Here is a 12,604-nt window from a genome sequence, read left to right as displayed (position 1 = left end):
CGCAGATCCCAGCGGCCAGCTGCCATAACCAGAAGGTGCTAGCGCGTCGTAGTGCTGAGGAACTGGTTGAGCTCGTCTAGCGTTGGCGGGTTGGCGCCGGTGCGCGAGACGGTGATTCCCGCGCACACCGCAGCGATCTGCATGACCTTCTCCAGCTCCACGCTGTCCAATTCCGTGCCATCGCGCAGCGACTGGGCCAGCGAGCTGTCCAAGATGGCGTGCAGCAGCCCGGCCATGAACGCATCGCCCGCGCCAACCGTATCTTCTGTGCGCACCGAGATCGACGGGACCATGACTTCGGTGTGCTTGGTCCGTGCTTCCGCGCCGCGGGCACCGAAGGTGATGACCGCCAGGGATGCCCCGCGATCCAGGAAGTGTTCCAGGATGCGGTCGGTATCCCACCCCGGGTAGAGCCAGAGGGCGTCCTCGTCGCTGAGCTTGACGATATCCGCCAGCCCGGCCAGCTTCTCGATCTGCTTGACCGATTCGGCCCGGTCCTCAACCAGTTCCGGGCGCAGGTTCGGATCGAAGCTCAGGATCTGGCCCTCAGGGGACGCTTCGAACGCCTCATGGATCCGCGCGGCGCTGGGGCCCTGGAACGCTGCCACGGAACCTGAGTGGAACAATGCGGCCTGGGTTGACGCCATGCTCTGCAAGGTGCAGTTGAGCTGGAACTCGTAATTGGCGTCTCCCGACTCGTCGAGCATCACGGTGGCACTGGATGTCTGCGCATCGGTGTGCGATCCGGCAGCGAGTTGAACGCCAGAGGCCGCCACATGCTCAGCGATCAGCCTGCCATGCTCGTCATCGCCGATGTCGGTTTGGAGCAGGACGTCGTGGCCCAGCCGGCCCAGTCCAACAGCAACATTCATCGGGGAACCGCCGGGATGCGTTACGCCATCGACGATGTCGACCAGCGCCTCTCCGGCAACCTGAATAGTAACCATGACACCGATCCTACGTAACCCGGCGGGAAAAAGCCCATTCGGGCGATCAAACGTTCAGCCGATACCCGCGTTTGATGACCGTGGCGATGATTTCTGGCTGGGGCAATGCCTTGCGCAGGCGGCTCAAGGTCATGTCCAGGGCATGCTTGGAACTGGCTTCGGGCAGGGCCGCCCCCAGCTCGTCGCGTGAGAGCACGCTGCCGCCAGCCTCGATCAGCACCCGCACCAGCTCGGCTTGCCCGGGCGTCAGCTCGCAGTCCTCGTCCTGGACCGTCAGGGTGCGCCCGCGCAGCTGCACCGGGCCGTGAATTGTCTGTGCCTGCAAGGTGCCCAGCGAATCCAGGTGCTCCACGAGCTGCCCGATCATGGCACCCATGCGATAGCGCTCGGGCACCAGCGGGCTGATGCCAGCATCGATCAGCGGCGCCGCGGTCACCGGTCCAACGGTGGCCACCACGACGCGATCGGCCAGGGAGCGCAGCAGCGCGGGCAGGCGGTTGCGGGCCTTGGCGGCAGCGAACAGCGCGTGCACGCTCGGCGCGCTGGTGAAGGTCACCGCGTCGAAGCGGGCAGTGCAAAGCCCTTCCACCAGGGCGGAGATCCCGCTGTCGCTGCTGGTGTCCTGCCAACGGTAGGGCTCCACCGCCATCACCCGGCGAGCGCCGAGCTCACGCAGGCTTTGCGGCAGGCCGTGATCGGAATCGGCATGCAGCTGCAGGGCGACGGTGGCCCCGTCGAGCTTTCCTTCAAGGAGCTGGAGCATGGAGGCGCTGCGCCCGTCCGCGGCGACGGCCGCCGGTTCCAGCCCCAGGGCCTTGACGGCGCCGTGGGCCTTGGCGCCGCGGACGTAGAGCCGCGCCTGGCCGAGCGCATTCAGCAGCTCGTCGCCGATGCCGGCCGCTTCGGCAGTTTCGACCCAGCGGCGCAAGCCGTAGGCGGTGGTGATGACCACTGCCTGCGGGCGCAACTCGATCAGCTTGCGGGTTTGCGCGATCAGCTGCTGCTCATCGTCCAGCGGTGCCAGCTGCAGCAGCGGGGTATGGGTGACTTCTGCTCCGCGGCGCTCGAAGGCTTCGATGAGTTCTGCCGAACGCCGGTCGCTGGTCACTGCCAGCCGGAAGCCGGCCAGGGGCTTGGGGCTGCCCATCAGGCCACCTCCAATTGCGGTGCCAGCAGGCTGGCCGGCAGCCCGGCAACCTCGCCGATGACGATGACCGCAGGGTTTGCATGGCCGCGGGCGGTGTCGGCCAGTTCGGCCAGCCGGGTGCAGCTGGTGCGCTGGATGTCGGTGGTGCCGGATTCGATGATGGCGCAGGGCATGCGCGGGTCCATGCCGACCCGGCGCAAGCCAGCGGCGGTCTGCTCGACGGTGCCCATGCCCATGAGGATCACGATGCTGCCGCCCAGCTTGGACAGGTGCTCCAGCTGCGCTTCGCTGAGCGGGTCGTGGGCCGAGACGACCGTGAACATGGTGTTCACGCCGCGGGCGGTCACCGGGATGCCGGCCGCTGCCGGAACGGTGATGCAGGAGCTCAGCCCGGGGATGACGCTGACCGGGATGCCGGCTGCGGTCGCGGCGGCGACTTCCTCGAAGCCGCGGCCGAAGACGAAGGGATCTCCGCCCTTGAGCCTCACTACTCGTGCTCCGCCGCGGGCGGCATCGATCATCTTGGCTTCGATGTCGCGCTGGGTGAGCTTGTGGTGCCCGGGGCGCTTGCCGACGTCGATGATGTCAGCTTGGGGCGCGAGCGCCGGCAGGTGCGCTGCGGGGCCGAGCCGGTCGGCGAAGACGATCTCGGCTTCGGCGAGCGCCCGGACCCCGCGCAGGGTGAGCAGATCCAGTGCGCCGGGCCCGCCGCCGAGCAGCGTGATGGATCCGGATTTGGGTGTGGGGCGCAGGCGAATCACTGGGATGCACGCTGCTTGCGCCAGGGAGGTGAAGCGCAGCGGGTCGGCATCGCAGATCACCAGCATTCCTGCCTGTTCCAGCAGCTGTATTGCCTCGAAGGGCTCCTCGGCGGCGAGCACCGTGGCGCCCTCTGCTTCGAAGCGTTTCGCGGTATTTTTGCTCCCGGATTTACTTCCAGCGATCAGTACCGTGCATCCGTGCAGTTCGAGGTCGATGCCAATCATGGTGTCCTTGATTCTGCTTGAGTTGCTCGGGGTGACATGGGGTTCTCCTTGAACTAGTGGATGCACTCAGCTTAGGTGCCCAGGTTTTCCCAGAGGTATCGCAATTGTTTCAAGCGCAATAAATCGAATAAGGGTTAACCTCTTCGAAATCTTTGCGGGGGCAAGACGAAACACAAAGTCACTATCGTCAATATTGTTGCAAGGCACCGTGCCGGCTTATCCTGCAAAGTTCAGTGAGCGAATACGCAGGAGACTTGCCGAGCCCTGCCCGCAACGGGCACGCTGGAAGCATGGAGTCGCTTTTCGATGACAGTGCGTTGCCCCGCACCGGGGGAGCGGTGCGCCCAGGCGCCTGGCACTTGCCGGGATGGCTGGACGCGGCTGCGCAGCAGGGGATCGTGCGGCGTTTCTTCGAGTGGGGCAGCGGGCCGGTTCCGCCGCACCGTACTCGTATCAACGGGCATCCGATGAGCGTGCAAAGCCTGTGCCTGGGCTGGCATTGGAGCCCGGGCAGCTATTCAAGGACCGCTGGCGACCTGGGCGGCCAAACCGTGGCGCCCATGGAAGACTGGCTGGTCCGCCTGGGCAAGCAGGCGGTAGCCGAGGCTACCGGGGATCCGCAGCGCGCGCAGGAGTACCAGCCGGATGCCGCCATCGTGAACTACTACGATGCGCACGCGGTGATGGGCATGCACCAGGACGCCGAAGAGCGGATTAACGCGCCGGTGGTTTCATTGTCCATCGGCGATTCGGCAACGTTCCGCTTGGGCAATACGGAGAACCGCAACCGGCCATGGCAAGAGATCCGGCTGGCCTCGGGAGACCTGTTTGTCTTCGACGGCCCCTCACGCTTCGCCTATCACGGGGTGACGAAGATCCATGCCGGGACCGCGCCGGCAGGCCTCGGACTTGGTGGCGGGAGGATCAACATCACGTTGCGCCAGACCGGGCTGGAAGCGGTCTAGTTCCCCAGATCGATGGTGGCCGCCAGCGCGTAGTGGTCGGAATCGGCGATTTCCAGACGCTCCAAGCCGGCTGATTCGACTCCGCGCAGCATCACATGGTCGATGCCGAGCATCGGGAACATCGTCCGCGGCCAGGTCAGGGCCAGGCCCCAGTCGCTGTAGTGGGCTTCCTGCAACTGGTTGGCGACCGGTGCGAAGTGGCGGTCGGACCTGGTGGCATTGAAATCGCCGGCCGCTACGATCTTCGAAGAATCGTCTTCGGCCAAGTAGCCGGCCAGCGAACTGAGCATCATGTCCCGCTCGTGGTGACCGGTAGGCCTGGCCGACGCTGCATGCACCGCGTACAGTCGCACGTCGCCGTTGCCGCTGGCCACGTCAACCCGCAACGCGCGGTCCCAGCCCAGGCCCAGGTCCAGGGGTTCCGGGTTTTTCAGCGGATAGGCGCTCCACACCCCGACGGTGCTGACCATGTAGCGGTAGGGGTGGGTTTCGGCCAGCTCGGCGGTGATCTCAGGTTCTTGGCCTTCGCCGATTTCCTGTAGGGTGATGACCTGTGCTCCGTGCGCGGCCAGCTCGCGGGCGGCTTGCACACCGGCGGACTCGTGGACGTTTTGCGTCCCGACCTGCAGCGAAGCGTCCGGGACGCGCTGATCCGAGGGCAGGAACGCCGGTCCGAAGAGGACAGCCCAGACGGCCATGGGCACAAGCAGCGCGATGAAGCTGATGCGCCCGCGCACCACCAAGGCCATCAGCAGGAGCGCTGGAATTCCCAGGCCCATCCACGGGGCCAGATTGTCGACGATCAATCCAAGGCCCATGACATCGGGGATCTGCTGGTGGAACACCATCAGTCCGGCCAGCGCGAGGCAGAGCAGGGCAAAGAAGAACCTCGCGATAATTCGCGAGGCCGACAGGCGTTGATGCGATGAATGAGCCATAGGACTTAATAGAGTGGCACAAAATACTGTGGGAATCGTAATTTTCGGCTAGGGGATTGCCAGTCTCGCACGATGCAGTCACTACGATGGGTAAGAGCGCCGAGGGAGCCGCGTCCCAAGACCCTGCCACGAATTGAGAACTTGAATGACTGCCTACTTATCTGGCGGAAAATTGCTGCTGGCAATCCTCGCCTTGGCGATGGGCGGCGTCGGCATCGGCGTCACGGAATTCGCCATGATGGGCCTGCTCCAGGAAGGCGCTGCCGATCTTGAGGTGAGCTATGCGCAGATGGGCCTGATGATCAGCGCCTACGCGATTGGCGTGGTGGTGGGCGCGCCGGTGCTCACCGCGCTGGCCGCCAAGATCCCGCGCAAGCGTGCGGTGCAGCTGCTGATGCTCTTCTTCACGCTCGCCAACCTCTCCTCGTTCTTCGCCCCCGACTACAGCACCATGCTGGTGACCCGTTTCCTTGCGGGCCTGCCGCACGGGGCCTACTTCGGGCTGGCGGGTGTGCTCGCAGGCAGCCTGGTTCCTGCCACGATGCGCGGACGCGCCATCGCCTGGGTCATGCTCGGGCTGTCGGTGGCCAACGTTGCCGGTGTTCCGCTGGTGACCCGCTTGGGCCAGGAATATGGCTGGCGTTCGATGTTCCTGGTAGTCACCGCGGTTGGCGTGTTGACCGCCGTGCTGATCAGCGTGTTCGTGCCGTGGCGCAAGATTGACGCCGGAGCGAGCATCCGCCGCGAGCTGTCTGCCTTGCGCAGCGCCCAGGTCTGGTTGGCGATGCTCACCGGCATTGTCGGATTCGGCGGCTTCTTCGCGGTGTACTCGTACATCTCGCCTACGCTGACCGAAGAGGCGGGCCTGCCGATCGAGCTGGTACCGCTGGCCCTGGCGCTCTACGGCGTGGGCATGGTGGTCGGCTCGCTGGTCGGTGGCAGGCTGGCCGACTGGTCGATCTTCGGCGCAATCAAGCTGTCGTCGGTCTTCATGATCGCGACCATGCTGATTTTCGCTGCCGTGACCAGCTGGGTCGTTCCCACGATGATCATGGTCTTCGTGATGGGGGCGGTGGGTTCCCTGCTGATCCCTGCATTGCAGACCCTCCTGATGGACTCGGCTCCGCATGCGCAGTCGCTGGCCGCCTCGCTGAACCACTCGGCGCTGAACGTCGCCAATGCGTTGGGCGCCGCGCTGGGTGCCGCGGTGATCGCTGCCGGCTATGGCTTCCGTGCCCCGTCGGTGGTCGGTGCCGGCTTGGCCGCCCTGGGCCTGCTGATTGCGTGGATCACCCAGATCCGCGCGAAGAAGGTGGGCCTGCTCGTGGGCCGCGAAGCCTTGGAAGCCCGCGAGCAGGCAGGCACCCACTAGCTGCTTGGGCTAGCTCGCGACCGCGGTGATGTTGAACATCCAGATTACGCCGAACTTGTCGCGCAGCTCTCCGAAGGAGTCGCCCCACGGTGCCTTCTCCAATGGCATATTGATCTGGCCGCCCTCGGCCAAGCCTTCCCACCACTTGGTCAGGGTTTCTGCATCGGCTCCGGTTGTCCCGTCGCTGCTCAGCGCCATCACGCCGTTGCCCCGGACGTCCATTTCCGGCGGGGTGTCCGAGGCCATGAGGTGCAGGCCGCGCTCGACGAATAGCGAGGAGTGCATGATCTGGTCGGCGAAGGCTGGATTGCCTTCATTCGCGCCTTCCCGGAAGGTCATCATGGAAAGCTCGCCACCTAGTACCTGGTGGTAGAACTCCATCGCTTCTTTGGCGTCTCCGGCGAAACGCAGATAGGGGGTCAGTCCGATGCTCATGGGAATGCGCCTTTCGAAGGAAGTGGTGGGACCGGTAGGTCCCGCCCACATTCTTCCACTACGAGGGCATCGTGTGAATAGCCGGATGTGATCAGCGTCTCGAGTTCCCGGTTTGGTGTTTTCGATAAGGCTCCGGTAGAGTTTTATCTCGGTTCAGGAGTTGTTCAAACTGCTGAAACCGCCTCATTTGGGGGTATGGCGCAGTTGGTAGCGCGTCTGCATGGCATGCAGAAGGTCAGGGGTTCGAATCCCCTTACCTCCACCAAATGAAAAAACCGGGAAGCATCCAAAAGGTGCTTCCCGGTTTTTTCATTCTCCCCAGCTCGCGCTCGCCAGTGCGGTAGGGTTAGCCCAGAATTCACCTGGCCTCCGGCCATGAGCCAAGGGAGAAGAATGCGGGAACTGACCTACTTCGTTGCAATGAGCCTGGACGGATACATTGCCGGTCCGAACGGCGAATTCGATGCTTTCGCAGTGGAGGGTGAGCACGCAGCGCCCATCTGGGAGCGCTATCGCGGCACGGCGCCGACCCAACTGGCGGAGGCAGCCGGACTGCCCATCGACGGGTGCCCCTTCGACACGGTGCTGATGGGTTGGAATACCTACGCCGTCGGCTTGCCGGCACTGCCCAACCCCTATGCGCATCTGAAGCAGATTGTGTTCACGAGAGAGCACTCGTCACCCGAGGGGAGCGAAGCGGTGCAGTTCACCAACGCGGATCCGAGGGAGGTCATCCGCGATCTCAAGGCCCAGCCAGGGGAGGGCATCTGGCTATGCGGCGGCGGGCAACTGGCGGCCAGGCTGCGCACAGACATCGACCGGCTGGCGTTGAAAATCCAGCCGGTGATGTTCGGGTCGGGAGTCAGGCTCTTCGGAGACACCGGATATGCCCCGGAGAGCTGGAAGCTGGAAAGCATGCAGTCCTTTGCCTCTGGTGTTTCCCTTGCCGAGTACTCGCGGGCCTAGCGGCCGTTAGCGGCGACTACATACCTTCGTCGCCGATGTGGCCCGGGGCGGTTGAGTCGAGCACACGCTCTACGAACGCCGCATACTCGCCCATGTAGTGGGCCAGGAACTTCTCCGTGTCCGCGTTGCTGATGCTTCCGTCCTCGCCGAAGTCCTCGGGACGGTACTGCAGATAGACCTCGGGGGAGTTCAGCTGAGGGGCATCCAGGAAGCTGAGCACGCTGCGCATGCTGGACTGCATGACCGCGGTGCCGATAGCTCCGGGTGAGGCGCCGAGCAGGCCGGTGGGTTTGCGGGCGAAGGAATTGGTGCCCCAGGGCCGGGAACCCCAGTCGATGGCATTCTTCAGCGCACCGGGAATCGACCGGTTGAACTCCGGGCTGATGAACAGCAGCCCGTCCGAGGCTTCAATGGCCTTTTTCAGAGCGGTCCCTGCTTCCGGGTAGTCGGCATCGTAGTCAGCACTGTACAAGGGCAGGTTGCCGATCTGGATTTCCGTGAAGCTGAGGTTTTCGGGTGCCAAGGCAATCAACGCCTTGGACACGACGCGGTTGATGGAGTTCGAAGCGAGCGAACCAACGAAATAGCCGATGTTGTAACTCATGGCACCACTTCAGCACCGGGCATGCACCCAGCCAAAGAGCCTTGGGCATACTCCCAGCTAAGCCACGCCGCCGGCCCGGTCCCGTTGCGCTAGCTGGTGCGAACCGAAGGCCGAGAAGTCGGCATCGCCCGCAGGCCCCCAAACGACTAGGACTCGCAGGGCATCCGTACCGGTATTGCGCAGGTCGTGGCCCACCCCTGCATAGGCCAAGATGCTGTCGCCCGGGCTCAGCTTGTATTCGCGCTCGCCGACCCGCATCGTCTCCTGCCCCTCGATCACCTGGTAGAACTCCTGCAACGCCGCCTGTCCCTCGTGGCGGTGGAAGCCCTCGAAGCCGCCTGGTTCAATCACCCAGGTCTGGATGGCCACCGGCATCCCGGTGTGCCCGGCGAAATGGTGGCTGACTTTCATGGCCGAGCCTTCGTGCATCCGGTAGTCGAAGGCGTAGGCATCACGTGCTTCGAACGGGCCCATGGCTAACCTTCCGTGTGGTATCCGAGCCTCGTGCTGATGCGCCGTGCCGCGATCCGGGTGCTGGAGCACAGCTGCTCCAGTTCGTCGGCGCCGATGCGGTAGTACGGGGCGGCGGTCATGGCGCAGGCGACAAGCTCACCCCGGTGATCGAGAATTCCAGCGGCCACCCCGACTTCTTCTGCGGAGGTCTCTCCGTAGTTGACCGCATAGCCGCGTTCGCGCACCAGATCCAGGCGTGCCTCGTATTCAACGGGGGGGATGCCGGCCAGATCGATCTCGCCGCTGGAGATCAGCTCCGCGCGGCGCGTTGGTTCCTCGTTGGCGAGGAATACCTGAACGGTGGCGCTCAGCCCCGAACGGTACCGGGATCCCATGACCGAGGTGTGCTTGACCGGATGGGTGGATGAGAGCTGTTCCACGGAAATCGACTCGCTGCCGTCCCAGATGTTCAGCACTGCGGTCTCGCCGGTCGCTTCGCGCAGGTCTTCCAGTAGGGGGTAGGCAACCTGGCGCACGTCCAGATTGGCCAGCAATGGGCCGGCGATGGCAATCAGTCCTACTCCCAAACGGTACTTGCGGGTTTCCTCTTCCCTATCCACCACGCGTTCCTGCTCGAGCGTGTTAAGGATCCGCGAGACGCTTGACTTGTGAAGGCCTACCTGTTCAGCGATTTCGGTGACGCCGACTACCGGGTGCTCAACGGTGAAGCATCGAAGCACATCGAGCACGTTGACGATTACCGAGGCACCTCGTGTCTCGCTACGGGTTTCAGTCATTTTCCCTCCTGAGTTGCTACTATCCTACGGCTCATGCCAACGGTTTGCGGCTGGTTTCCACTGAACAGGCTACTGCCACGAGCGAAACAACGGCTGCAGCCATCAAGTACCAACCTGGAGCCAGGACATTGCCGCTGGTGGCAATCAGCAAGGTTGCGACGAATGGCGCGGTTCCGCCAAAGAGCGCATTCGAGAGATTGAACGAGACCGCGAAGCCCGAGTAGCGGACCTTGGTCGGGAACATTTCGGCGAGGTAGCTTGGTAGCGTGCCGTCGTTGAGTGTGAGCATTGCGCCGAGCAGAATCTGGACCAGGACGATCACTAGGAAGTTTCCCGATTCCAGAGCCATGAAGGCTGGCACGGTGAAGAGGACGAACATGACTGATGCGCTGATCAATACCCGCCTGCGGCCGAAGCGATCCGAAAGCATGCCGGTGAGGAAGATGAAACCAACATAGGTCAGCAGTGCAACGGTGGTGGCCAGGTAGGAACGAGTGGCGTCCAGTCCGAGTTCCTCGGACAGGTAGGTCGGCATGTAGGACAGGATGACGTAGAAGCCGACGGCGTTCAGCAGGACCGCCCCTGCGGCCTGGAGCAGCTTGCGCCAGTGGTTCTTCAGCAATGACCCGACCGGGGAGCTTTCAGGTGCACCGGACTCGGATGCTTCAACGAAGGCTGGAGAGTCTTCCAGCTTGGTGCGGATGTAGCGGCCGATTAGCCCCAAGGGAGCCGCCAGCAGGAACGGAATGCGCCAGCCCCAGGTCTCCAGATCCTCAGTTGAGAGCAATCCGGTCAGCCCGGCGGCCATCAACGAACCGAAAAGCAGGCCGGTGGCAGTGCTTGCCGGAACGACTGCTGCGTACAGGCCGCGCCGGTTGGCTGGGGCGTACTCGACTAGGAAGGCCGAGGCTCCGGCATACTCGCCGGCGGCGGAGAAGCCTTGGACCAGCCGCAAGGCCAAGAGCAGCAGCGGCGCTCCGAAACCGATGGACGCGTAGCCAGGCAGCAGCGCGATACAGAAGGTGGCGCCGGTCATCAGCAGAATCGACCAAGACAGGGCCTCGCGCCGGCCAATCTTGTCACCCAGATGCCCCCAAATGAAGCCTCCAATGGGGCGGACCAGGAAGGAGAGGGCGAAGACCCCGAAGGTCATCAGCAGACCCGCCTGCGGATCGTCGCTGGGGAAGAACACCGCGGCGATGGTAACGGCCAGATAGCCGTAGGCCGCGTAATCGAACCACTCCACGAAGTTGCCAATGAAGCTGGCAGTGATCACCTTGCGACGGGTCTTCGAATCAATGGTACGGGATGCAGCTGTGCCGGTGGCCGGCGCGGCCGCGGTTGCGTCAGTGGCTTGCAGTGGGGAGTTGCTGGAATGGTTCATGGTGCGAAACCGCCTCTGGAGGGTAGCGGCTTGGGCCAGTTCTGGCTTCTTTGCCGCTGGAATGATGAAGTGTTCCTATGGACCAGGTAGGTGGTCCTCGGTTCTTGGCGCAGCCCCCGTGCATGCCGCGCATCAGTTGGTTAAGGCAACCGTGGGGCGGGGTTCGGGCCCCGCCCCACGGTTATCGCTCGCCTTTAGGCGTCGATGATGTTGTTCTCCGGACCGAAACCGAACTTGGTGATGTTCTCAACGGTGTTATCCTCGCCGATGACCAGGATGTCGTGCTCGCGGTAGCCGCCGGCACCTGGCTCGCCGTCCATGACGGTGATCATCGGTTCCATCGAGACGACCATGCCTGGCTCCAGGACAGTCTCAATGTCCTCGCGCAGCTCCAGACCGGCTTCACGTCCGTAGTAGTGCGAGAGCACGCCGAAGGAGTGGCCGTAGCCGAAGGTGCGGTTCGGCAGCAGGCCGTGGGCGATGTAGATCTCGTTCAGCTCGGCGGCGATGTCCTTGCAGACAGCACCGGGCTTGATCAGCTCCAGGCCGCGCTTGTGCACCTCGACGTTGATGTTCCACAGTTCCAGGCTGCGGGCATCCGGCTCGCCCAGGAACAGGGTGCGCTCCAGTGCGGTGTAGTAGCCGGAAGTCATGGGGAAGCAGTTCAGCGACAGGATGTCGCCGCGCTGAAGCTTGCGGGTGGTGGCCCAGTTGTGGGCGCCGTCGGTGTTGATGCCGGACTGGAACCAGACCCAGGTGTCGCGCACTTCGCGGTGTGGGAAGGTCTTGGCGATCTCGTGCACCATGGCCTCGGTGCCGATCAGTGCGACCTCGTATTCGCTGATGCCTTCGCGGATCGCTGCCTTGATGGCTTCGCCGCCCAGGTCGCCGATGCGTGCACCGTGCTTGATGACCTCGATTTCCTCGGCGGACTTGATCATGCGCTGGCGCATGGCGTCCTGCGAGACATCCACCAGGGTTGCGCCGTCGAAGGTGTCGGCGATCTGCTGGCGGGTGCGGCCCGGCAGGAAGTCGTCTTCCACGCCGATCCGGGTTGCCTTCACGCCGTCGCGCTTAAGTGCTTCCTGCAGGCCGTAGAAGAAGTTGTCGCGCTTCCAGTCGGTGTACACGATGTTGTCGCCGTAGCTGGTGCGCCATGGCATGCCGGCATCGATGTTCGCGGTGACGGTGGTGGAGTTGCTGGCGGTGACCACCAGCGCGTAGTTGCGGCCGAAGGTGGTGTACAGGAAGTCCGAGTAGTACTTGATGCCGTGGTAGCTGGTCAGGATGACCGCGTCCAGCGACTTCGCGGCCATGATCTGGCGCAGGCCGGCCAGGCGGCGCTCGAACTCGGCATCCGAGAAGGTCAGCTGCTCCTTGGCGCCGTTGTGCAGGGTCTTCAGTCGGGCCAGTTCGGAAACATTGGTGGCGATATTGGCGGTAGTCATGGTTTTGGCTCCTTGTGGGAAATCAACTGTCAAGGGAGGCCGGCCCAATCAGATGGATTGCGAGGATTCATGGGAATCGCCGGAGAAGATTTACGTGTTGCGCTCACTGCAACGCCGTTGCATTTAGATTATGTGTGCCCTGCGTCACTGTCAAGGGTGCTT

The 12,604-nt window shown here is 63.6% G+C and carries 13 protein-coding genes and 1 tRNA gene; 4 read left to right on the top strand and 10 right to left on the bottom strand.

Annotated elements, in window-relative coordinates:
- Nucleotides 1-38: 38 nt before the first annotated feature.
- The 3 genes from JOE62_RS14650 to cobA are packed head-to-tail and all read right to left on the bottom strand — an operon-like array spanning nucleotide 39 to nucleotide 3,080.
- Nucleotides 39-947, bottom strand: a complete 909-nt coding sequence (locus JOE62_RS14650; protein WP_204722921.1) for a carbohydrate kinase family protein — start codon at nucleotides 945-947, stop codon at nucleotides 39-41.
- Nucleotides 948-993: 46 nt separating this feature from the next.
- A complete protein-coding gene (locus JOE62_RS14645) occupies nucleotides 994-2,094 on the bottom strand; it encodes a uroporphyrinogen-III synthase (RefSeq protein WP_204722920.1) in 1,101 nt (366 codons plus the stop codon).
- The gene (gene cobA / locus JOE62_RS14640; protein ID WP_204722919.1) at nucleotides 2,094-3,080 is read right to left on the bottom strand and encodes a uroporphyrinogen-III C-methyltransferase; all 987 of its coding nucleotides are present in this window, start codon (nucleotides 3,078-3,080) and stop codon (nucleotides 2,094-2,096) included. The genes JOE62_RS14645 and cobA overlap by 1 nt, the downstream gene beginning before the upstream one ends.
- Nucleotides 3,081-3,370: 290 nt before the next feature.
- On the opposite strand from cobA, the gene JOE62_RS14635 reads away from it, so the two are divergent.
- Nucleotides 3,371-4,045, top strand: coding sequence for an alpha-ketoglutarate-dependent dioxygenase AlkB family protein (locus JOE62_RS14635; protein WP_204723321.1), 675 nt, complete (start codon nucleotides 3,371-3,373; stop codon nucleotides 4,043-4,045).
- On the opposite strand, the gene JOE62_RS14630 is transcribed toward JOE62_RS14635, so the two are convergent.
- Nucleotides 4,042-4,983, bottom strand: a complete 942-nt coding sequence (locus JOE62_RS14630) for an endonuclease/exonuclease/phosphatase family protein (protein ID WP_204722918.1) — start codon at nucleotides 4,981-4,983, stop codon at nucleotides 4,042-4,044. The two genes, JOE62_RS14635 and JOE62_RS14630, sit on opposite strands and share 4 nt — an antisense overlap.
- A gap of 145 nt (nucleotides 4,984-5,128) precedes the next feature.
- Between JOE62_RS14630 and JOE62_RS14625 the strand changes: the two genes are divergently transcribed.
- A complete protein-coding gene (locus JOE62_RS14625) occupies nucleotides 5,129-6,355 on the top strand; it encodes an MFS transporter (RefSeq protein ID WP_204722917.1) in 1,227 nt (408 codons plus the stop codon).
- 9 nt (nucleotides 6,356-6,364) lie between these two features.
- Here JOE62_RS14625 and JOE62_RS14620 read toward each other — a convergent pair whose 3' ends face one another.
- Nucleotides 6,365-6,790 carry a VOC family protein gene (locus JOE62_RS14620; RefSeq protein WP_204722916.1) on the bottom strand — a complete coding sequence of 142 codons (426 nt, stop codon included), beginning with the start codon at nucleotides 6,788-6,790 and terminating at the stop codon, nucleotides 6,365-6,367.
- A 189-nt stretch (nucleotides 6,791-6,979) separates the two neighbouring features.
- Between JOE62_RS14620 and JOE62_RS14615 the strand changes: the two genes are divergently transcribed.
- Both JOE62_RS14615 and JOE62_RS14610 read left to right on the top strand, forming a co-directional pair.
- Nucleotides 6,980-7,055: transfer RNA gene (locus tag JOE62_RS14615), tRNA-Ala, on the top strand.
- A 128-nt stretch (nucleotides 7,056-7,183) separates the two neighbouring features.
- Nucleotides 7,184-7,756 carry a dihydrofolate reductase family protein gene (locus JOE62_RS14610; RefSeq protein WP_073707857.1) on the top strand — a complete coding sequence of 191 codons (573 nt, stop codon included), beginning with the start codon at nucleotides 7,184-7,186 and terminating at the stop codon, nucleotides 7,754-7,756.
- A gap of 16 nt (nucleotides 7,757-7,772) precedes the next feature.
- On the opposite strand, the gene JOE62_RS14605 is transcribed toward JOE62_RS14610, so the two are convergent.
- The 5 genes from JOE62_RS14605 to JOE62_RS14585 form a co-directional block, all read right to left on the bottom strand.
- A complete protein-coding gene (locus JOE62_RS14605) occupies nucleotides 7,773-8,360 on the bottom strand; it encodes an NADPH-dependent FMN reductase (RefSeq protein WP_204722915.1) in 588 nt (195 codons plus the stop codon).
- A gap of 57 nt (nucleotides 8,361-8,417) precedes the next feature.
- Complete coding sequence (locus JOE62_RS14600; protein ID WP_204722914.1) at nucleotides 8,418-8,834, bottom strand: cupin domain-containing protein; 417 nt, start codon at nucleotides 8,832-8,834, stop codon at nucleotides 8,418-8,420.
- A gap of 2 nt (nucleotides 8,835-8,836) precedes the next feature.
- Nucleotides 8,837-9,610 (bottom strand): IclR family transcriptional regulator, encoded by a 774-nt coding sequence (locus JOE62_RS14595; RefSeq protein WP_204722913.1) that lies wholly within the window; start codon nucleotides 9,608-9,610, stop codon nucleotides 8,837-8,839.
- Between the two features lie 31 nt (nucleotides 9,611-9,641).
- Nucleotides 9,642-10,994, bottom strand: a complete 1,353-nt coding sequence (locus tag JOE62_RS14590) for an MFS transporter (protein ID WP_204722912.1) — start codon at nucleotides 10,992-10,994, stop codon at nucleotides 9,642-9,644.
- Between the two features lie 194 nt (nucleotides 10,995-11,188).
- Complete coding sequence (locus tag JOE62_RS14585) at nucleotides 11,189-12,442, bottom strand: aminopeptidase P family protein (RefSeq protein ID WP_038991777.1); 1,254 nt, start codon at nucleotides 12,440-12,442, stop codon at nucleotides 11,189-11,191.
- Nucleotides 12,443-12,604 lie beyond the last annotated feature (162 nt).

Source organism: Glutamicibacter nicotianae, from assembly GCF_016907615.1.
GTDB lineage: Bacteria > Actinomycetota > Actinomycetes > Actinomycetales > Micrococcaceae > Glutamicibacter > Glutamicibacter nicotianae.
This window is presented reverse-complemented; position numbering and strand designations above follow the sequence as displayed.